Below are 20,899 nucleotides of genomic sequence, written 5' to 3' on the forward strand. Positions count from 1 at the left end.
GGCCCGTTCTTCTGTGGAGAAATCCACCTCTGTGGACAACTCCGCACCCTCTCCGAGTGAGCCGAGAGGCCTCCGGTCGCGGGGTTCGGCCGCGGCGCGGCCGCGACTAATGATGCCGTGCAACAGTGAGCGACGTTTCACGTGAAACACGATGCATAGCGGCCGCGGCCATCACGGCGCGACACTCCGAGATGCGTAGGTTTGGCAGCTTGTGTGGCGTACGGCTCGTCCTCAGGACGGATCAGCGGGAGTGACGAAGAACTCCTGGCCCCGCACAGAAAAACTCTCGGCTCCACACACGGCGGAGCCGAGAGTGTCAGAGGCAACCGGAAACCGTGTGAGTCAGCGGTGCCGTCGGGTCCGCCCCGTCCGGGCCGCCTTGGCCCGCTTCGCGGCGAAGCGCACCCCGCCGGGGCTCTCCCCGACCTCGACGCGCACCACAGTGGACAGCGGGTCCACGACGCCCTCCCCGACGTGCAGGATGGACGTCTTCACGGCGCCGAGCTTACTCAGAGCCGTGGCGGCGGCCTTCAGCTCCTCCTCGGCGGTGTCGCCCTTGAGCGCGAGCATTTCGCCGTACGGGCGAAGCAGTGGGATCCCCCACGTCGCCAGCCGGTCCAGCGGAGCGACCGCCCTGGCCGTCACCACGTGGACGGGTTGCAGCTTCCCCATGACCTCCTCGGCGCGACCGCGCACGACGGTGACATGGTCGAGGCCCAGCAGCTCGACGACCTCGGTGAGGAAGTTGGTCCTGCGCAGGAGCGGTTCGAGCAGTGTGATCTTGAGGTCCTCACGGACGAGGGCCAGCGGGATACCCGGCAGCCCGGCGCCGGAGCCAACATCGCACACGGTGACGCCCTCGGGCACGACCTCGGAGAGCACGGCGCAGTTGAGCAGGTGCCGCTCCCACAGCCGGGGCACTTCGCGGGGGCCGATCAGCCCGCGCTGCACTCCCGCCTCGGCCAGCAGTTCCGCGTACCGCACCGCGTCCGCGAAGCGATCGCCGAATACCTCGCGCGCCTGCTCGGGCGCAGGGGGAAGCTCCGCTGCCTCCGTCACGGGGGACCGTCCTTCCGTACCGCATGAGCGCACTGAGCGCTGAGTTCCAGGACTATCAAGGACCACAGCTGCCCGGGACCGAAGCTGTCGGGGACATCTACAGCTGCCGAGGACTCCAGCTGCCGGGACTACCAGCTGTCAGGGACTACCAGGCTGACAAAGTTCGGCCCCGCCTGCGCAACAGACGGGGCCGGAGGAACGTACGTACCGATCAGGCGGGAAGCACGACGACGAAGCGCTCCGGCTCCTCGCCCTCGGACTCGCTGCGCAGTCCCGCGGCCTTGACCGCGTCGTGCACCACCTTGCGCTCAAAGGGCGTCATCGGCTTCAGCTTCACGGGCTCACCGGAGCTCTTGACCTCGGCCGCCGCCTTGGCGCCCAGCTCGGAAAGCTCCTCACGCTTCTTGGCGCGGTAGCCCGCGATGTCGAGCATCAGGCGGCTGCGGTCGCCGGTCTCCCGGTGCACGGCCAGGCGCGTGAGCTCCTGCAGAGCTTCCAGTACCTCACCGTCCCGGCCGACCAGCTTCTGCAGATCGCGGCTGCCCGCTTCACTGATGATCGAGACAGCGGCGCGGTCGGCCTCGACGTCCATGTCGATGTCGCCGTCGAGATCGGCGATGTCCAGCAGACCCTCGAGGTAGTCCGCCGCAATCTCGCCTTCCTGCTCAAGGCGGGTCAGGGTGTCGCCCTCAGCGGCGGCGGAGGTGGTGCCTTCCGTCACGGGATGGACTCCTTCTTACTTCTTGGACGGGGACTTGGGCCGCTGCGGGCCCTTGCGCTGTCCGGACTGGGCTTTGCTGCGGGTACCGGTGCCGGGCTTGCTTCCGCCGCCGGCCGCCTTGGGGGCGGGCTTGGCGTCCTCCGGCTCGTCGGACTTGGTCAGCGAGGTCTTCGGCTCGGACTCGCCCGCCGCCTTCGCCGTGCCGCCCGCCGCAGCGCCCGACTGGCGCTGGGACTTGGACTGGCGCTTCGGCTGCTGGCGCTTGGGGGCGCCGCCGGTGGTGGTCGTGGTGCCGTCCTCGGCCTCGACGACCGTCGCGGCTTCACCCTTCACCACGGTGCCGTCGGCCTGGGCCACCAGACCTGCCTTGGTCAGGCTGTTGATGAACTTGCGCTCGAAGTCGTTGCGGTCGCGGCCCTTGGCGACGATCGCCTTCACGATGGCCTTCTCGCCACGGCTGCGCGTCTTCTCGTGGTGCGTGACGTGCTTCTGCAGGCGCTCCAGGTACGCGGCCTGGGCCTTGCTGCCGGGGGTCGGGTTGTTGTGGATGACGTACATCTGCTGGCCCATGGTCCACACGTTGGTGGTCAGCCAGTAGACGAGGACACCGACCGGGAAGTTGATGCCGAAGACGGCGAACATGACCGGGAAGACGTACATCAGCATCTTCTGCTGCTGCATGAAGGGCGTCTTCACCGTGGTGTCGACGTTCTTCGTCATCAGCTGACGCTGGGTGTAGAACTGCGAGCCCGACATCAGCACGATCATGATCGCGGTGACGACTCGGACGTCGGTCAGCGTGGCTCCGAGCTGGGCGACCTTGTCGGCACTGTCGGTGAACTTCGCCGCGAGCGGGGCGCCGAAGATGTGCGCCTTACGGGCGCTGGCAAGAAGCTGATCGTCGATGACGCCGATCGTCTTGCCCGTCGCGATGCCGTTGAGCACGTGGTACAGGGCGAAGAAGAACGGCGACTGCGCCAGGATGGGAAGGCACGAGGAGAGCGGGTTGGTACCCGACTCCTTGTACAGCTTCATCATCTCTTCGGACTGGCGCTGCTTGTCGTTCTTGTAGCGCTCCTGGATCTTCTTCATCTCGGGCTGCAGGGTCTGCATGGCCCGAGTGGCCTTGATCTGCTTCACGAAGAGCGGGATCAGGCAGATACGGATCAGGATCACCAGGGACACGATGGACAGGCCCCAGGCCCAGCCCGTATCGGGACCGAAGATCTTCCCGTATACGGAGTGGAACTGGACAATGACCCAGGAAACGGGTGTCGTGATGAAGCTGAAAAGACTGGCAATCGTGTCCACTAATCAGGCTCCTTGAGCATGGGACGGGGTCTCGGCGGCCGGGCTCGAGAGGTGGTCGGACATACCGTGCCCCTCGGTGGCCGGTTCGGCGGCGGAGTTCCCGCCCTTGCGTGCACGCCAGGCGTTACGCAGCATTTCGTGCCACCGCGGACGCTTGCGCGGCGGGACATGGTCCACACCACCCAGCGACCACGGATTGCACCGGAGGATGCGCCAGGCGGTGAGTGCCGTTCCCTTGATCGCACCGTGCCGGTCGATGGCCGTGTAGCCGTAGTGGGAGCACGACGGGTAGTACTTGCAGACCGGCCCGAGCAACGGGCTGATCGTCCACTGGTACAGCTTGATAAGAGCCAGCAGCGGGTACTTCATCGCGCGCCCCCTCCCAGCAGCCGCTGAAGGGCGGCATCCAGGTCTCGGGCCAGCTGTCCATGGTCGGCGTCGCCCGCACCGGGCAGCGCTCGTACGACTACCAGGCTACCGGGGGGCAACTGGGCCACTCGGTCACGCATCAGATGGCGAAGTCTGCGCTTCACCTTGTTGCGTACGACCGCTCCACCCACGGCCTTGCTCACGACGAAACCCGCACGCGTCGGGGGAGCGCTCTCCCCAGGCGCGTGCGGGTCCGTTGCACCGCTACGTAGATGGACGACGAGAAGCGGGCGTCCGGCCCGACGTCCTCGGCGTACCGCGGTCGCGAAGTCCTCGCGCCGCCTCAGCCGATGCTCGGTAGGCAGCACGACGTCATGACCTGTTAAGTGATCAGGCGGACAGGCTGGCGCGACCCTTGCCACGACGGTTCGCGAGAATCGCGCGGCCGGCACGGGTGCGCATCCGCAGGCGGAAGCCGTGGGTCTTGGCGCGACGACGGTTGTTCGGCTGGAAGGTGCGCTTGCTCACTCGGGGGCTCCAGAAAGAATCGGTAGTGGCGGGGTGCCGTCCTGGCTGTCACCGTGCGCCCACGAGGTAGCTCGTATTACGCCCGAGTGCACCGCTTCCCGATCACTCTTCGCGATCTGTGCCCATCGGAGGCAGGCGGCAGCAGCCATCGACAACTCGACCTGGTTACGGTACGCGCGGCTACGCCATCCGGTCAAACCAGCCCCCGCCAGGAGACACTATCCACAGGCTGGGGACAACAACTTGAACCGCACCGGTCGCCCTGACTACCGTGGCTGGACTCCGATTCGTTCCCTTCCCACCACCCCAGCGGTTTTGTTCCCCCCGCCCCACCCGACTGACTTCCCAACCCGTTCCCAGAACCACACGTTCGTGGGACCCATGAGAGAGCGTGCCCTGTGGCTGACGTACCTGCCGATCTTGCCGCAGTGTGGCCACGAGTACTCGAACAACTCCTCGGAGAGGGCCGCGGTCAGGGTGTCGAGGCGAAGGACGAGCACTGGATCAAGCGCTGCCAGCCGTTGGCATTGGTCGCGGACACCGCTCTCCTCGCGGTCCCGAACGAGTTCGCGAAGGGCGTACTCGAAGGTCGCCTCGCGCCGATCGTCAGCGAAACGCTGAGCCGTGAGTGCGGCCGTCCGATCCGGATCGCGATCACCGTCGACGACTCCGCCGGTGAGCCCCTGGCCCCGGCACCGCCGGCCCAGTCCCGATACGAGGAGCCCGAGCTCCCCTCCCAGTCGGGCCAGGGACGCGACGCGTACGAGGGCCAGGGACGCGACGAGCGCGGCGGGTACGAGTCAGACGGGCGCGGCGAGCGCAACGGCTACGACGGCCAGGGGCGCGACGAGCGCAGCGGCTACGAGCCCGACGGACGTGGCGAACGCAACGCCTACGAGCCCCAGGGACGCGACGAGCGCAGCCCGTACGACACCCAGCGCCGCGACGGCTACGAGGGGTACGGCCGCCACCGCGCCGACGACCGCAGGAACGGCCGATCCGACCAGCTCCCGGGCGCCCCGGGCGACCAGCTGCCGTCCGGCCGCCCGGATCAGCACGCATCGGGCCGCCCGGACCAGCTCCCCACCGCCCGTCCCGCGTACCCGGACTACCAGCGCCCGGAGCCGGGCGCCTGGCCGCGGCACTCGCAGGACGACTACGGCTGGCAGCAGCAGCGCCTCGGATTCCCGGAGCGCGACCCGTACGCCTCGCCGTCGCAGGACTACCGGCCGCAGTCCATGGAGCGCCCGCCGTACGAGCAGCAGCGCCCGGACTACGACCAGCCGCGCTCCGACTACGACCAGCGCCCCGACCGCCGCGATCTTCAGGAGCCGCCCTCGGGCGGCGGCCAGATGCACCGCGGCGGCCCCGCGCTGCCTTCCTCCAGTGGCGCCCCCGGCCCGCTGGCCGCGCAGCCCGCGCCGGCGACCGGTCCGGGCGAGCCCACCGCGCGCCTCAACCCGAAGTACCTCTTCGACACGTTCGTCATCGGCGCCTCCAACCGCTTCGCACACGCTGCCGCGGTCGCCGTCGCCGAGGCGCCGGCGAAGGCGTACAACCCCCTCTTCATTTATGGGGAGTCGGGGCTCGGCAAGACGCACCTGCTGCACGCCATCGGGCACTACGCGCGCAGCCTCTACCCGGGCACGCGGGTGCGCTACGTGAGCTCCGAGGAGTTCACCAACGAGTTCATCAACTCCATCCGCGACGGCAAGGGCGACAGCTTCCGCAAGCGTTACCGCGAGATGGACATCCTGCTCGTCGACGACATCCAGTTCCTGGCGGACAAGGAGTCGACGCAGGAGGAGTTCTTCCACACCTTCAATACGCTCCACAACGCGAACAAGCAGATCGTGCTGTCCTCCGACCGGCCGCCGAAGCAGCTGGTGACCCTGGAGGACCGGCTGCGGAACCGTTTCGAGTGGGGCCTGATCACGGACGTCCAGCCGCCCGAGCTGGAGACCCGTATCGCGATCCTTCGTAAGAAGGCGGTGCAGGAGCAGCTCAACGCCCCGCCGGAGGTACTGGAGTTCATCGCGTCCCGGATCTCGCGCAACATCCGCGAGCTGGAGGGCGCGCTGATCCGGGTGACGGCGTTCGCGTCGCTCAACCGGCAGCCGGTGGACCTGGGCCTGACAGAGATCGTCCTGAAGGACCTGATCCCTGGGGGCGAGGACTCGGCCCCCGAGATCACCGCGACCGCGATCATGGCGGCCACCGCCGACTACTTCGGCCTCACGGTGGACGACCTGTGCGGTTCCTCCCGCAGCCGTGTCCTGGTGACGGCGCGGCAGATCGCCATGTATCTGTGCCGCGAGCTCACCGACCTGTCGCTGCCGAAGATCGGCGCGCAGTTCGGCGGCCGCGACCACACGACCGTCATGCACGCCGACCGCAAGATCCGCGCGCTGATGGCCGAGCGCCGCTCCATCTACAACCAGGTCACCGAACTCACGAACCGCATCAAGAACGGCTGACGGGCACGGCGATACGCCGCTGAGGGCGCCCCGGGACACGTCCCGAGGGCGCCTTTCGCCGTTCCAGTCCGCGCGTCGAGGGCGACCGTCCGCCTTCCCATCCGCGCGGCGAGGGTGCCCGTCCGCCTTCTCGTCCGCCCGTCGAGGGCGACCGTCCGCCTTCTGGTGCGGGTGCCGAGGGCGCCCACCACCGTTCTCGTGCACGTGCCGAGGCGTCTTTCGTCGTTCTCGTGCACGTGCCCAAGGCTTCCGCCCTCTTGTCGCCGCTACCGACCCGACACCTGTTGTTCGAATACGAGCCCGGTTACGGCCACTCTCCACAGATTCGGCGACTTTCCGGCGTCCACACCCTGGGGACTGGGAAGTTGTCCCGATCGTGTCCACAGGGGCCGCTGTTGAGAGATCATCGGGCCAGGTCAACCCCCTGTGGATTCGTGGACGAAGACTCTCCACAGACTGTGGACGAAGAAAAGATCCACAGGGTGTGCACGGAGTTGTCCACCGGCACCCCACAGGCCTGAGCCGGTTGTCCCCAGTGATCCCCAGCTTCTCCACACCTCTGTCCACTGTTCGGCAACGCGACGCGGCATCTCACCGTGTCGAGTGAAAGGCGTCACACAAAGGTGTCCGGTTGGCCTGTGGGGAACGTGGGTAAAGCTGGGGACGGTGCTGGGGAGAAGTGGCCCGAGGCTGTGCATCGAGTGTGCAGAACTTTTCGTCGTCCACAGAGACGCCCGGTTGTCCACCGCCTCCGCCCACAGGGTCAGTGGACAAAAAATCGCCTCTGAGCTGCGAAAACACGGTTATCCACGGTTTCCACAGGGCCTACTACTAAGACCAACTAGAGAGAGCCTGGGAATCGCTTCGAAGACGGGGCTGTGCACAACTCGCTCTCGGAGGCTCAGGTGCCGCTCAGCACGACTTGACCCCGAGAGGCACCGACTGTCAGCGCGGTGCGTCAGACTGTTCCCCGGTGTCCTTCCCCTCACAGGGCCGAGCGACACCGAGTCAGACGACGAAGGCCAGCAGGGCGAGAGCGCCGGCAACAGACGGAGGCGGCAACGGTGAAGATCCGGGTGGAACGCGACGTACTCGCGGAGGCAGTGGCCTGGGCGGCACGCAGCCTCCCGGCCCGTCCGCCGGCGCCTGTGCTCGCCGGCCTTCTTCTGAAGGCCGAGGACGGCGCCCTCAGCCTCTCCAGCTTCGACTACGAGGTCTCGGCGCGCGTCTCCGTGGACGCGGAGGTCGACGAAGAGGGCACGGTCCTCGTCTCCGGCCGCCTCCTCGCGGACATCTGCCGCGCCCTCCCCAACCGGCCGGTGGAGATTTCCACAGACGGTGTACGGGCGACCGTGGTCTGCGGCTCCTCGCGATTCACACTCCACACCCTGCCTGTGGAGGAGTACCCGGCGCTGCCGCAGATGCCGTCGGCGACCGGCACCGTCCCGGGTGAGGTCTTCGCCTCGGCCGCTGCGCAGGTCGCCATCGCGGCAGGGCGTGACGACACCCTCCCCGTCCTCACCGGCGTGCGCATCGAGATCGAGGGCGACACGGTCACCCTCGCCTCCACCGACCGCTACCGCTTCGCGGTCCGCGAGTTCCTGTGGAAGCCGGAGAACCCGGACGCGTCCGCGGTCGCCCTGGTGCCCGCCAAGACGCTCCTGGACACTGCCAAGGCACTCACGAGCGGCGACAGCGTGATCCTGGCGCTGTCCGGCTCGGGCGCGGGCGAGGGCCTGATCGGCTTCGAGGGCGCCGGGCGGCGTACGACCACCCGTCTGCTCGAAGGCGACCTCCCGAAGTACCGCACGCTGTTCCCGACGGAGTTCAACTCCGTGGCCGTGATCGAGACCGCCCCCTTCGTGGAGGCCGTCAAGCGTGTGGCCCTGGTCGCCGAGCGGAACACCCCGGTGCGGCTCAGCTTCGAGCAGGGCGTGCTGATCCTGGAGGCCGGCTCGAGCGACGACGCACAGGCTGTGGAAAGGGTCGACGCCCAGTTGGAGGGCGACGACATCTCGATCGCCTTCAACCCGACGTTCCTGCTCGACGGCCTGAGCGCCATCGACTCTCCGGTGGCCCAGCTCTCCTTCACGACGTCCACCAAGCCCGCGCTGCTGAGCGGCAAGCCCGCCGTGGACGCCGAGGCGGACGATGCCTACAAGTACCTGATCATGCCGGTGCGCCTGAGCGGCTGAAGTACTGCGCGCCCGCCGGTCCGCACGGCCCGGCGGGCGAATCCGCAGGTGGGGCGTTCGCCTGAGCGGCTATGCCCACAGGTGTGCGTGAGCGTCCGGGTTTAGGCTCGGACCAGGTACGAGAGTGCCCTCACGCCACGTCGCAACCCCTAAGGAACAACTGATGGAGCTCGGTCTCGTCGGCCTCGGCAAGATGGGCGGCAACATGCGCGAGCGGATCCGCCGCGCAGGCCACACCGTCATCGGATACGACCGCAACCCGGACCTCGCCGATGTCCACAGCCTGGAAGAGCTTGTGGGCAAGCTCAAGGGCCCGCGCGTGGTGTGGGTCATGGTCCCGGCAGGTGCCGCAACCCAGGCCACCATCGACGAACTGGCCGACCTGCTGGAGCCGGGCGACGTCGTCGTGGACGGCGGGAACTCCCGCTGGACGGACGACGAGAAGCACGCCGTCGAACTGGGCATCAAGGGCGTCGGGTTCGTCGACTGCGGCGTCTCCGGCGGCGTCTGGGGCCTGGAGAACGGCTACGCGCTGATGTACGGCGGAGCCGCCGAGAACGTCGCCAAGGTGCAGCCGATCCTCGACGCCCTCAAGCCCGAGGGCGACTTCGGGTCGGTGCACGCGGGCAAGGTCGGCGCGGGCCACTTCGCGAAGATGGTCCACAACGGCATCGAGTACGCCATGATGCAGGCCTATGCCGAGGGCTGGGAGCTCCTGGAGAAGGTCGACTCCGTCACCGACGTCCGCGAGGTCTTCCGCTCCTGGCAGGAGGGCACGGTCATCCGCTCCTGGCTGCTCGACCTCGCGGTCAACGCGCTGGACGAGGACGAGCACCTGGAGAAGCTGAAGGGCTACGCGGAGGACTCCGGCGAGGGCCGCTGGACCGTGGAGGCGGCCATCAACCACGCGGTGCCGCTCCCCGCGATCACCGCGTCGCTCTTCGCACGCTTCGCCTCGCGGCAGGACGACTCGCCGCAGATGAAGATGATCGCGGCGCTGCGCAACCAGTTCGGCGGCCACGCCGTCGAGAAGGCCTGATCCGCGCCCCGGGTTCGCCACCCGGGGGCCCCCGGTTGTCCACAGCCGGGGGAAAAACCTGAGGGCCGGGGCAGACCCGGCCGTCGGGAAGAAGAACCGAAACACCACGCTGGGGGAGGTCGGCGAACGACCATGCACGTCACGCATCTGTCGCTGGCCGACTTCCGCTCGTACGCCCGGGTCGAGGTCCCGCTCGACCCGGGCGTCACCGCGTTCGTGGGCCCCAACGGACAGGGCAAGACGAACCTGGTCGAGGCGGTCGGCTATCTGGCGACCCTCGGCAGCCACCGCGTCTCCTCGGACGCGCCGCTCGTCCGCATGGGCGCCGACCGCGCGATCATCCGGGCCAACATCCGCCAGGGCGAGCGCCAGCAGCTCGTCGAGCTGGAGCTCAACCCCGGCAAGGCCAACCGCGCCCGCATCAACAGGTCCTCGCAGGTCAGACCCCGTGACGTCCTCGGCATCGTACGAACTGTGCTGTTCGCCCCCGAGGACCTCGCCCTGGTCAAGGGGGACCCCGGTGAGCGGCGCCGCTTCCTCGACGAGCTGATCACCGCCCGCTCCCCGCGGATGGCGGGTGTCCGCTCGGACTACGACCGGGTCCTCAAGCAGCGCAACACCCTGCTGAAGTCGGCCGCGCTGGCCCGGCGGCACGGTGGCCGCACCATGGATCTGTCCACGCTCGACGTGTGGGACCAGCACCTCGCGCGCGTGGGCGCCGAACTGCTCGCCCAGCGGCTCGACCTGATCTCCGCGATCCAGCCGCTGGCCGACAAGGCGTACGAGCAGCTGGCGCCCGGTGGCGGGCCGATCGCGCTGGAGTACAAGCCGTCCGCGCCCGGCGAGGCACACACGCGCGAGGACTTGTACGAGCAGCTGATGGCGGCGCTCGCCGAGGTCCGCAAGCAGGAGATCGACCGGGGCGTGACCCTGGTAGGACCCCATCGAGACGACTTGCTTCTCAAACTCGGTCAGCTGCCCGCCAAGGGATACGCCTCCCACGGGGAGTCCTGGTCCTACGCGCTGGCGCTGCGCCTGGCCTCGTACGACCTGCTGAGGGCCGAGGGAAATGAGCCGGTGCTGGTCCTGGACGACGTGTTCGCGGAGCTCGACACGCGTAGGCGGGAGCGTCTCGCGGAACTCGTCGCGTCGGGCGAGCAGGTGCTGGTGACCGCCGCGGTCGACGGCGACGTACCGGACGTACTGGCAGGGACGCGGTACACCGTGTCCGAGGGCACGGTGGAGCGCGTATGACGGAGAACACACCCGGAAAAAACGCGCCCGAAGGCGCATCCGGCGAATCACCCAGGAAGAAGACCCCCGAGCCCTCCGGCGTCGACCTCGCGCGCGTGGCCCTGCGCGCCGCGAAGGAGCAGGCACGCGCGCGTGGGGACGCGGCGCAGCAGAAGAAGCAGGCGCGGCGCGGCGGCCTGCGCTCCGGCGCGCGCGCCGACGGGCGCGACCCGATGGCGCTCGGCGCTGCCATCAATCGGCTGCTCACCGAGCGTGGCTGGGAGACCCCGGCCGCGGTGGGCGGTGTGATGGGCCGCTGGCCGCAGATCGTCGGCGACGACTTGGCCAAGCACTGTGTGCCGCAGCGCTACGACGAGGACGAGCGGGTGCTGACGGTGCAGTGCGACTCGACCGCCTGGGCGACCCAGCTGCGCCTGCTCGCCCCGCAGTTGGTCGCGCGGCTGAACCAGGACCTCGGGCACGGCACGGTGCGGTTGATCAAGGTGCAGGGCCCCGGGGGTCCCGCGCGCCGCTTCGGGCCCCTGCGCGCTCCCGGCAGCACGGGTCCCGGCGACACCTACGGGTGACCGCGGCCTGCGGGAACCGTCCGTCACCACCGATCTTGACCGGCCCCGGCCTTTCGCTGCGGCCGATCGTGAAGCGGCCCCGGCCGTGCGTCACAGCCGATCGTGGAGCGGCCCCGGCCGCCGCTCACGGGCGAGTGCATGCGGTTGCGAACACCGACCTGACTCCGCAGTAGCCAAGGGTTGACACCCGGAAGCGCTGAGTGCCGCTGTGAGCCGCTTTGGGCCCGGGTCCGCATATGGGGAGTCGGGCGAGACCGGTTCAGGGCGGCACATGCGGACTCAGGTACCGGCAAACCCCCATCACTGTCGGCGCTACCGGTAGACTGGAAGCTAATCCCGCCCCGCTTGCGGGGACCATCGGGAAATGGTGTGCAACGCTGACTAAGGCTTACCAACGCAACACGCCGCAGCCACTCCGGCCACCCGCCGGGAGCTTGGCTTGTGCTGTGCCAGAAAGGGCGCTTCGTGGCCGATTCCGGCAACCCCAACGAGAACATCCCGTCCACCGACGCCGGCGCCAATGGCGAGGTCACAGCCTCGTACGACGCCAGCGCCATCACCGTCCTCGAGGGTCTGGACGCGGTCCGCAAGCGACCCGGCATGTACATCGGCTCGACCGGTGAGCGCGGACTGCACCACCTCGTGTACGAGGTCGTCGACAACTCCGTCGACGAGGCGCTGGCCGGCCACGCGGACACGATCGGCGTGACGATCCTCCCCGACGGCGGCGTGCGCGTCGTCGACAACGGCCGCGGCATCCCGGTGGGCATCGTCCCCTCCGAGAACAAGCCGGCCCTCGAGGTCGTGCTGACGGTCCTGCACGCGGGCGGCAAGTTCGGCGGCGGCGGCTACGCGGTCTCCGGCGGTCTGCACGGCGTCGGCGTCTCCGTCGTGAACGCCCTGTCGAGCAAGGTCTCCGTCGAGGTCAAGACCGACGGTCAGCGCTGGACGCAGGACTACAAGATGGGCGTCCCGACGGCCCCGCTCGCCAAGCACGAGGCCACGGACGAGACCGGCACCTCGGTCACCTTCTGGGCCGACGCGGACATCTTCGAGACCACGGACTACTCCTTCGAGACGCTCTCGCGGCGCTTCCAGGAGATGGCGTTCCTCAACAAGGGTTTGACGATCAAACTCACTGATGAGCGCGAGTCGGCGAAGGCCACCGCCGGGGCGGACGAGGCGGGTGCTGACGAGAAGGACGAGGTCAAGACCGTCACGTACCACTACGAGGGCGGCATCGTCGACTTCGTGAAGTACCTCAACTCCCGCAAGGGAGACGCGGTGCACCCCACCGTCATCGACCTCGAGGCCGAGGACAAGGACAAGAGCCTGTCCCTCGAGGTCGCGATGCAGTGGAACAGCGGCTACAGCGAGGGCGTGTACTCCTTCGCCAACATCATCCACACCCACGAGGGCGGCACGCACGAGGAGGGCTTCCGCGCGGCGCTGACCTCCTTGATCAACAAGTACGCGCGCGACAAGAAGCTGCTCCGCGAGAAGGACGACAACCTCACGGGCGACGACATCCGCGAGGGTCTGACCGCGATCATCTCGGTCAAGCTGAGCGAGCCCCAGTTCGAGGGCCAGACCAAGACCAAGCTGGGCAACACGGAGGCGAAGACCTTCGTCCAGAGGGCGGTCTACGAGCACCTCAACGACTGGCTGGACCGCAACCCGAACGAGGCCGCGGACATCATCCGCAAGTCCATCCAGGCCGCCACCGCGCGCGTGGCGGCCCGCAAGGCGCGTGACCTCACCCGCCGCAAGGGTCTGCTCGAGTCGGCGTCCCTGCCGGGCAAGCTCTCCGACTGCCAGTCGAACGACCCCACCAAGTGCGAGATCTTCATCGTCGAGGGTGACTCCGCCGGCGGCTCGGCCAAGTCCGGCCGCAATCCGCAGTACCAGGCGATCCTCCCGATCCGAGGAAAGATCCTCAACGTCGAGAAGGCCAGGATCGACAAGATCCTGCAGAACCAGGAGATCCAGGCACTGATCTCCGCCTTCGGCACCGGAGTCCACGAGGACTTCGACATCGAGAAGCTCCGCTATCACAAGATCATCCTGATGGCGGACGCCGACGTCGACGGCCAGCACATCAACACGCTGCTGCTCACCTTCCTGTTCCGCTTCATGCGGCCGCTGGTCGAGGCCGGGCACGTGTTCCTCTCCCGCCCGCCGCTCTACAAGATCAAGTGGGGCCGGGACGACTTCGAGTACGCGTACTCGGACCGCGAGCGCGACGCGCTGATCGAGCTGGGCCGCCAGAACGGCAAGCGCATCAGGGACGACTCGGTCCAGCGCTTCAAGGGCCTCGGTGAGATGAACGCCGAGGAGCTGCGCATCACGACGATGGACCAGGAGCACCGCGTCCTCGGCCAGGTCACCCTCGATGACGCCGCCCAGGCCGACGACCTCTTCTCGGTCCTCATGGGCGAGGACGTCGAGGCGCGCCGCGCGTTCATCCAGCGCAACGCCAAGGACGTCCGCTTCCTCGACATCTGAGTCGGTCTCAGCTGACCGCACCAGAAAGGATCTTCACCAGCAATGGCCGACGAGAACACCCCCAGTACGCCTGAAGAAGGCGGCGAGATCGTCCTGCGCGTCGAGCCCGTCGGGCTCGAGACCGAGATGCAGCGCTCGTACCTCGACTACGCGATGTCCGTCATCGTGTCGCGCGCGCTGCCCGACGTCCGGGACGGTCTCAAGCCCGTCCACCGCCGCGTCCTGTACGCCATGTACGACGGCGGCTACCGGCCCGAGAAGGGCTTCTACAAGTGCGCCCGCGTCGTCGGCGACGTCATGGGCAACTACCACCCGCACGGCGACTCCTCGATCTACGACGCGCTGGTCCGCCTCGCGCAGCCGTGGTCGATGCGGATGCCGCTGGTGGACTCCAACGGCAACTTCGGCTCTCCGGGCAATGACCCAGCCGCCGCCATGCGGTACACCGAGTGCAAGATGGCGCCGCTGTCGATGGAGATGGTCCGCGACATCGACGAGGACACCGTCGACTTCACGGACAACTACGACGGCCGCTCCCAGGAGCCGACCGTCCTGCCGTCCCGCTTCCCGAACCTGCTGATCAACGGCTCCGCGGGCATCGCGGTCGGCATGGCGACCAATATCCCCCCGCACAACCTGCGTGAGGTCGCGGCCGGTGCCCAGTGGTACCTGGAGCACCCGGAGGCCTCCCACGAGGAGCTCCTGGACGCGCTGATCGAGCGCATCAAGGGTCCCGATTTCCCGACCGGCGCCCTTGTAGTGGGCCGAAAGGGCATCGAGGAGGCGTACCGCACGGGCCGTGGCTCCATCACGATGCGCGCGGTCGTCGAGGTCGAGGAGATCCAGAACCGCCAGTGCCTGGTGGTCACCGAGCTCCCCTACCAGGTCAACCCCGACAACCTCGCGCAGAAGATCGCCGACCTGGTGAAGGACGGCAAGGTCGGCGGCATCGCGGACGTCCGCGACGAGACGTCGTCCCGTACGGGCCAGCGTCTTGTGATCGTGCTCAAGAGGGACGCGGTCGCCAAGGTCGTCCTGAATAACCTCTACAAGCACACCGATCTGCAGACGAACTTCGGCGCCAACATGCTGGCGCTGGTGGACGGCGTCCCGCGCACGCTGTCGCTCGACGCGTTCATCCGCCACTGGGTGACGCACCAGATCGAGGTCATCGTCCGCCGTACGAAGTTCCGGCTGCGCAAGGCCGAGGAGCGCGCGCACATCCTGCGCGGCCTGCTGAAGGCACTGGACGCCATCGACGAGGTCATCGCGCTGATCCGGCGCAGTGACACTGTCGAGATCGCGCGCGAGGGCCTGATGGGCCTCCTGGAGATCGACGAGATCCAGGCCAACGCGATCCTCGAGATGCAGCTGCGCCGGCTGGCCGCCCTCGAGCGTCAGAAGATCATCCAGGAGCACGACGAACTCCAGACGAAGATCCGCGAATACAACGAGATCCTCGCCTCGCCGGTGCGTCAGCGCGGCATCATCAGCGAGGAACTCGCCGCGATCGTCGAGAAGTTCGGCGACGACCGCCGCTCCAAGCTGGTGCCCTTCGACGGCGACATGTCCATGGAGGACCTGATCGCCGAAGAGGACATCGTCGTCACCATCACGCGCGGCGGCTACGTCAAGCGCACGAAGACGGACGACTACCGGTCCCAGAAGCGCGGCGGCAAGGGCGTACGCGGCACGAAGCTCAAGGAAGACGACATCGTCGACCACTTCTTCGTGTCGACGACGCACCACTGGCTGCTGTTCTTCACCAACAAGGGCCGCGTCTACCGGGCGAAGGCGTACGAGCTTCCCGACGCCGGCCGTGACGCGCGTGGACAGCACGTGGCCAACCTGCTGGCCTTCCAGCCGGACGAGGCGATCGCCGAGATCCTCGCGATCCGCGACTACGAAGCGGCGCCTTATCTGGTCCTCGCCACCAAGGGCGGTCTTGTGAAGAAGACGCCCCTGAAGGATTACGATTCCCCGCGCTCCGGCGGTGTCATCGCGATCAATCTCCGTGAAACGGAGGACGGTTCCGACGACGAACTGATCGGAGCCGAGTTGGTTTCGGCAGAGGACGATCTGCTTCTGATCAGCAAGAAGGCGCAATCGATCAGGTTCACCGCTACGGACGATGCGCTGCGCCCCATGGGCCGTGCCACCTCGGGCGTCAAGGGCATGAGCTTCCGCGAGGGAGACCAGCTCCTCTCGATGAATGTTGTTCGACCCGGTACGTTCGTGTTCACTGCCACAGACGGCGGGTACGCGAAGCGGACCGCCGTCGACGAGTACCGCGTCCAGGGTCGCGGCGGCCTCGGTATCAAGGCCGCCAAGATCGTCGAGGACCGTGGATCGCTCGTCGGCGCGCTGGTGGTCGAGGAGACGGATGAAATCCTCGCCATCACACTGTCCGGCGGTGTGATTCGCACGCGAGTCAACGAGGTCAGGGAGACAGGCCGTGACACCATGGGCGTCCAACTGATCAACCTGGGCAAGCGCGATGCCGTGGTCGGTATCGCACGTAACGCCGAGGCCGGTCGCGAGGCGGAGGAAGTCGACGGCGATGTCGCTGTGGACGAGACCGCCGAGGGCGTGGAGGCCGTCGGTACGGACGAGGGCGAGCCGTCCTCGGCCGAGTAGCGCGAGGAGTGAGTCATCGTGAGCGGAGCCACGGGCGCCGGATCGACCGGTACGGAAACGGACGGCGGCCGTGGCCCCGCCACGGATACTGACTCCCATGACTCTCATGGATCCCAGGGGGGAACTGTGACGGACACCCGAGGCCCGCAGGCCCAGCAGTACGCGGGCGGGCAAGCGGCCCCGGCCGCGGCGCCACCGGCGCCTGGCTCGCCGCCGCCGGGTTCGCCGCTTCCGGGGGAGCGGCAGCCGCAGCCGGCTCAGCCGTACCACCCGCCGCAGGCGTACCCCGCTCAGCAGCCGCCGGCGGGCGCGGTCCGTCGGCCGCGCACCGGGGCGCGTACGACACCGCGCACGCGCAAGGCACGGCTGCGGGTCGCCAAGGCCGACCCGTGGTCGGTGATGAAGGTCAGCTTCCTGCTCTCCATCGCGCTCGGCATCTGCACGATCGTGGCGGCCGCGGTGCTGTGGATGGTCATGGACGCGATGGGCGTCTTCTCGACGGTCGGCGGCACGATCTCGGAGGCGACGGGCTCGAACGAATCCAACGGATTCGACCTCCAGTCCTTCCTCTCGCTCCCTCACGTCCTGATGTTCACCACGGTCATCGCGGTCATCGACGTGGTCCTCGCCACTGCGCTGGCCACCCTCGGCGCGTTCATCTACAACCTCTCCGCGGGCTTTGTCGGGGGCGTCGAGCTGACGCTGGCCGAGGACGAGTAGACGCCGGGAGGCGCCCTCTCAAACGTCCGCCGACTATCGATTTTGGGACTGGCCACGTCGTGCGCTAATCTTCAGAGGTCAGCGCGCGGGACACACACCGCAAAGCGCGGCGGGGCTATAGCTCAGTTGGTTAGAGCGCATCCCTGATAAGGATGAGGCCACAGGTTCAAATCCTGTTAGCCCCACCAGCACGAAGACCCCCAGGCGATCAAGCCTGGGGGTCTTCGACATCTACGACTGACATCAACCCATGAGGCGCGACGACTGATCCCGAGAGAGCGGGCAGCAGCCACCCCAGCTACGACGATCCCTTTGAACGCGGGAAGCTGGATCAGGCCTCTTGCGGCTGGATCCTCCTGGGTGCGTTCATCATCGTGGTGCTCACAGGGATCCTGTTGATGTTGGGGCTCATCTTCGATGGTCCGGATCCCTACTAGTCCTCATCCGATCACGGCTGACAGCTTCCTCGGGTCGCGCTGACCGATGAGTGGATCTTCCAGAAGCTCTGCGAGCAGCGTGACGGCTTCCCGCTCGTCGGACCCGACCACGTACGTGTAGACGTCCATGATCATGCTGATCTGGCTGTGCCGCAGGACCGCTTGCGCGACCTTTGGATGGACCTTCAGGAAGGCGACCAGGGTCCCGCAGGTGCGGCGGGCCAGCCGGACCGTGATGCGGCGGACGCCGGCGCGGCTCACCAGGCGGCTGAAGCTCCGCGAGAAGCCCATCGGGTCGATCATCCCACCGGCCTTCGGCGCCAGGGCCGAGCCCTGAGGCCGCAGCGGCGTGCGGCCCCGAGTCGAGAACAGTCAACACGCGGATAGGCCGGTTGGCTCCGAGGCTTTAGGCAGCCACCGAAGCCGTACAGCAGAGAAGTACAGCAACCTTGCCGATTGGCAGCAACCATTCAGCCGGGGGTGCCTAGGCGTGCGGAAGGCCCGGCAACTCATACGAGTTGCCGGGCATTCGCCCTGTGTGGCTTTGTACGCAAGTTCGCCGCTACGTCAGGGGTGCCGTGGGGTGGTGCCGCGCGCTCAGAGCTGGAGGGGCGTGATGGGCTCCGTGACGAGCTCCGTGTCGGCCTTGGCGAGGGCCTGTGGACCACAGAGGGCTGCGAGGTCCGCCATGGCGTCGTCGGCGGGCGGGCGGTGGCGGCAGCTCGGCGAGGAGCCGTGGGCCTCGGCGCGGATGCGTTGCTTCATCGTGGGGGGCAGGGCGCGGCTGTTGGACCAGGTCCCGTAGGACATCGCCGGCAGTGTCAGGGAGGCCGCGCTGTTGCGCGTCGCCTCGGCCTGCGGTACAGCGGCGGCCTCGGTGGTCGTGATGAGTCCGAGCGCGGTGCACAGTGCCAGGAAGGCGGTGACGAAGGCGGTCCACAGCTTCATGACCTTGTTCTGGGTCATGGCCCCTCACTTTCGGGTCAGGCGATTTGCGTACTTTCCTCATGATGTGTATGCGGGCCGCGAAGTGGTGTACCGACGCCCGTGGCGCGTCGATGTTCAGATGAACACCACCCGGATGGCCGCAAGAGACCCGAAAAGTCAGAGATCGCGGCGAAAGTCACTTTCTGTGAGGTGTGATCACCCTGTGGTGGCTCTTCGATCGGAGTGGTCGCGTCCGGATCTATTGCTGTGTTCCGGACGGGAGTTGAGGGGCGATCCAGGTCACCGATCGATATCGGTCGGTGTGTATAGTCGGGCGCCAGAGGTCCCCTACGTCAACGAAAGACGAGGTCGCGCGGTGAAGAAGCTTCTCCTGGTCGCACTGGCCGCCATCGGCGGGCTCCTCGTGTACCGCCAGATCCAGGCGGATCGCGCCGAGCAGGATCTGTGGACGGAGGCGACTGACTCCGTGCCCACGGGTTCGTGAGCATCGACAACAGTCTCAGAGCAGACCCCGGCCGCCTTGCGGTCGGGGTTTTGTGTTGTCCGGGAAACCTCGGATTCACCTAAGCAAACGAATTGCTTGCGTTGGCAACGTGCGAGTGAGGGTGAGGGCTCAGTAGAAGCTCCCTTTCGGCCGCTCGTACGGATAGCACGGGTAGCGCGGTGGTCGGCGGGGCAGTATGGGCCACGGTCCGGGGCTTTGACGAGGGACGAGGGGTGGCGCGTGATGGGGCGGCGCACGGTGAGGTGGTACGGCCGGGCGCTCGTGGCTGTCGCAGCGGCGCTGTGTGCGATGTTCGCGGGGGCGGCGGGGCAGGCCGCCGCGGACGGAATACCGACGCCGTACGCCTTCGCTCAGGACGCCACCACCGTCAAGGGCACGACGGACACCACCAACTCCGCACGGCTTGAGCCGGGCAGGACCTACAAGAGCTCCATAGGCAGGGACGGCAAGCTCTACTACCGCCTCGAACTCGACGCCACGTCCAACGCGTACGTCTCGGCCACCGCCGTCCCCAGGCCGGGGACGACGGTCTCCTACTCGGACGGCGTCAAGGTGTCCGTGCAGGACGCCAACAGCCGCCACTGCTCCTTCTCGGGAACCGCCCACTTCGGCGCCACCCAGAGCCCCCACCCCATCGCCGCCTGGGCGTCACGCGAGACGGGCGGCGATCAGTACGCCTGCCAGACGGCGGGCACGTACTACGTGGTTGTCGAGCGCAGCGGTACGGCGAACTCCCCGTCCGGCGACTGGGACCTGGAGCTCAGCTACGTGTCGGAGCCCGCCCTGAAGAAAGCGGCCGGTTCGACAAGCGCTCCTGAGGTCTGGAACTCTGCGTCGCCCGACGCCCTCGCGGGGAATCCGAAGCGCCGCAGGGGCGGCGCGGGATTCACCACGGCGAGTTCGCTGAGGCAGGGAATCTGGCAGGACGGGATCAGCCCCGGACAGACGCTCTTCTACAAGGTGCCCGTCGGCTGGGGACAACAGTTCTACGCCACGGCAGATCTGGGCAGTTCGGGCCGCGGTAACGGCTATGTCGGCACCGCTCTCGTCATGTCCCTCTACAACCCCGTACGCGGCTTCGTCGACGACGTGGGCTCCGGCTACGACGGCAGCCAGCGCTCCGCCGCGCTCGATCCGCTGCCCCCTGTCGCGTACGAGAACCGCTACGCCCTCAACGACCGCGTGAGCGGGATGCGGTTCGCGGGCTCGTACTACCTCGTGGTCCATCTTTCCGCGCAGGTCGCCGACAAGATCGGCGACGGGCCGTTCGGGCTGACACTGCGCGTGCGCGTCGATGGAACGGCGCGGACAGGTCCCGCGTACGCGGGGCAGCCAGAGCCCCGCGACGCGTTCGCCCTGCCGGCGGGGGACTCCGACGAAGCGGCCGACGGCACGGTGGGCGGTGCGCCCGCCACCGGAAGCCGTGGCGGCAGTGGCAGTGGCCGCGGCACGATGAGGCTGGTCGCCGCGGGCGGGATCGGCACGGGGAGCGTACTGGTGCTGGGGCTCGGGGTGTGGATGGCGGTCGCGCGGCGGCGGGCGGGGGTGCCGCCGGAGGACGCGGATACGGCTTCGGCTCCGATGCACGCGCCCTGGGAGCGCGGGGCGCCTCGGGGCCGGTGACTTCA

Annotated in this window: 18 protein-coding genes and 1 tRNA gene; 11 read left to right on the forward strand and 8 right to left on the reverse strand. The window is 67.9% G+C overall.

Annotated elements, in window-relative coordinates; all coding sequences use genetic code 11:
• Positions 1-342 precede the first annotated feature (342 nt).
• The 6 genes from rsmG to rpmH all read right to left on the reverse strand — a co-directional run bounded on the left by rsmG (position 343) and on the right by rpmH (position 3,988).
• The gene (gene rsmG, locus ACZ4RZ_RS23730; protein ID WP_467747303.1) at positions 343-1,059 is read right to left on the reverse strand and encodes a 16S rRNA (guanine(527)-N(7))-methyltransferase RsmG; all 717 of its coding nucleotides are present in this window, start codon (positions 1,057-1,059) and stop codon (positions 343-345) included.
• A gap of 211 nt (positions 1,060-1,270) precedes the next feature.
• Positions 1,271-1,780, reverse strand: a complete 510-nt coding sequence (locus tag ACZ4RZ_RS23735; RefSeq protein ID WP_467747305.1) for a Jag family protein — start codon at positions 1,778-1,780, stop codon at positions 1,271-1,273.
• Between the two features lie 15 nt (positions 1,781-1,795).
• A complete protein-coding gene (gene yidC, locus ACZ4RZ_RS23740) occupies positions 1,796-3,091 on the reverse strand; it encodes a membrane protein insertase YidC (protein ID WP_467747307.1) in 1,296 nt (431 codons plus the stop codon).
• Positions 3,092-3,094: 3 nt separating this feature from the next.
• Positions 3,095-3,460 (reverse strand): membrane protein insertion efficiency factor YidD, encoded by a 366-nt coding sequence (yidD, locus tag ACZ4RZ_RS23745; protein WP_467747308.1) that lies wholly within the window; start codon positions 3,458-3,460, stop codon positions 3,095-3,097.
• Positions 3,457-3,828: a ribonuclease P protein component gene (rnpA, locus tag ACZ4RZ_RS23750; RefSeq protein WP_467747310.1), complete on the reverse strand. Its 372-nt coding sequence runs from the start codon at positions 3,826-3,828 to the stop codon at positions 3,457-3,459. The genes yidD and rnpA overlap by 4 nt, the downstream gene beginning before the upstream one ends.
• A 22-nt stretch (positions 3,829-3,850) precedes the next feature.
• Positions 3,851-3,988: a 50S ribosomal protein L34 gene (gene rpmH / locus ACZ4RZ_RS23755; protein WP_006381191.1), complete on the reverse strand. Its 138-nt coding sequence runs from the start codon at positions 3,986-3,988 to the stop codon at positions 3,851-3,853.
• Between the two features lie 398 nt (positions 3,989-4,386).
• Between rpmH and dnaA the strand changes: the two genes are divergently transcribed.
• The 9 genes from dnaA (at position 4,387) to ACZ4RZ_RS23800 (ending at position 17,569) form a co-directional block, all read left to right on the forward strand.
• Entirely contained in the window at positions 4,387-6,465 is a 2,079-nt protein-coding gene (dnaA, locus tag ACZ4RZ_RS23760; protein WP_467747312.1) for a chromosomal replication initiator protein DnaA, read from the forward strand.
• A gap of 1,064 nt (positions 6,466-7,529) precedes the next feature.
• Positions 7,530-8,660: a DNA polymerase III subunit beta gene (dnaN, locus tag ACZ4RZ_RS23765; RefSeq protein WP_399083209.1), complete on the forward strand. Its 1,131-nt coding sequence runs from the start codon at positions 7,530-7,532 to the stop codon at positions 8,658-8,660.
• 163 nt (positions 8,661-8,823) lie between these two features.
• A complete protein-coding gene (gene gnd, locus ACZ4RZ_RS23770) occupies positions 8,824-9,699 on the forward strand; it encodes a phosphogluconate dehydrogenase (NAD(+)-dependent, decarboxylating) (protein ID WP_467747314.1) in 876 nt (291 codons plus the stop codon).
• Positions 9,700-9,831: 132 nt separating this feature from the next.
• Positions 9,832-10,953, forward strand: a complete 1,122-nt coding sequence (gene recF, locus ACZ4RZ_RS23775) for a DNA replication/repair protein RecF (protein WP_467747316.1) — start codon at positions 9,832-9,834, stop codon at positions 10,951-10,953.
• A complete protein-coding gene (locus ACZ4RZ_RS23780; RefSeq protein ID WP_467747318.1) occupies positions 10,950-11,519 on the forward strand; it encodes a DciA family protein in 570 nt (189 codons plus the stop codon). The genes recF and ACZ4RZ_RS23780 overlap by 4 nt, the downstream gene beginning before the upstream one ends.
• A 441-nt stretch (positions 11,520-11,960) precedes the next feature.
• A complete protein-coding gene (gene gyrB / locus ACZ4RZ_RS23785; protein WP_467747320.1) occupies positions 11,961-14,024 on the forward strand; it encodes a DNA topoisomerase (ATP-hydrolyzing) subunit B in 2,064 nt (687 codons plus the stop codon).
• Between the two features lie 42 nt (positions 14,025-14,066).
• Positions 14,067-16,661, forward strand: coding sequence for a DNA gyrase subunit A (gene gyrA, locus ACZ4RZ_RS23790; protein ID WP_467747322.1), 2,595 nt, complete (start codon positions 14,067-14,069; stop codon positions 16,659-16,661).
• Between the two features lie 18 nt (positions 16,662-16,679).
• Complete coding sequence (locus tag ACZ4RZ_RS23795) at positions 16,680-17,381, forward strand: DUF3566 domain-containing protein (protein WP_467747323.1); 702 nt, start codon at positions 16,680-16,682, stop codon at positions 17,379-17,381.
• Between the two features lie 111 nt (positions 17,382-17,492).
• Positions 17,493-17,569: transfer RNA gene (locus ACZ4RZ_RS23800), tRNA-Ile, on the forward strand.
• A 252-nt stretch (positions 17,570-17,821) separates the two neighbouring features.
• On the opposite strand, the gene ACZ4RZ_RS23805 is transcribed toward ACZ4RZ_RS23800, so the two are convergent.
• Positions 17,822-18,121 carry a site-specific integrase gene (locus ACZ4RZ_RS23805; protein ID WP_467747325.1) on the reverse strand — a complete coding sequence of 100 codons (300 nt, stop codon included), beginning with the start codon at positions 18,119-18,121 and terminating at the stop codon, positions 17,822-17,824.
• Positions 18,122-18,415: 294 nt separating this feature from the next.
• Positions 18,416-18,784, reverse strand: a complete 369-nt coding sequence (locus ACZ4RZ_RS23810; protein ID WP_467747326.1) for a DUF6344 domain-containing protein — start codon at positions 18,782-18,784, stop codon at positions 18,416-18,418.
• 337 nt (positions 18,785-19,121) lie between these two features.
• Between ACZ4RZ_RS23810 and ACZ4RZ_RS23815 the strand changes: the two genes are divergently transcribed.
• Positions 19,122-19,250 (forward strand): DLW-39 family protein, encoded by a 129-nt coding sequence (locus ACZ4RZ_RS23815; protein WP_003999697.1) that lies wholly within the window; start codon positions 19,122-19,124, stop codon positions 19,248-19,250.
• A gap of 243 nt (positions 19,251-19,493) precedes the next feature.
• Positions 19,494-20,894 (forward strand): hypothetical protein, encoded by a 1,401-nt coding sequence (locus ACZ4RZ_RS23820; RefSeq protein ID WP_467747328.1) that lies wholly within the window; start codon positions 19,494-19,496, stop codon positions 20,892-20,894.
• Positions 20,895-20,899 lie beyond the last annotated feature (5 nt).

The organism is Streptomyces sp. NPDC027189, from assembly GCF_055566975.1.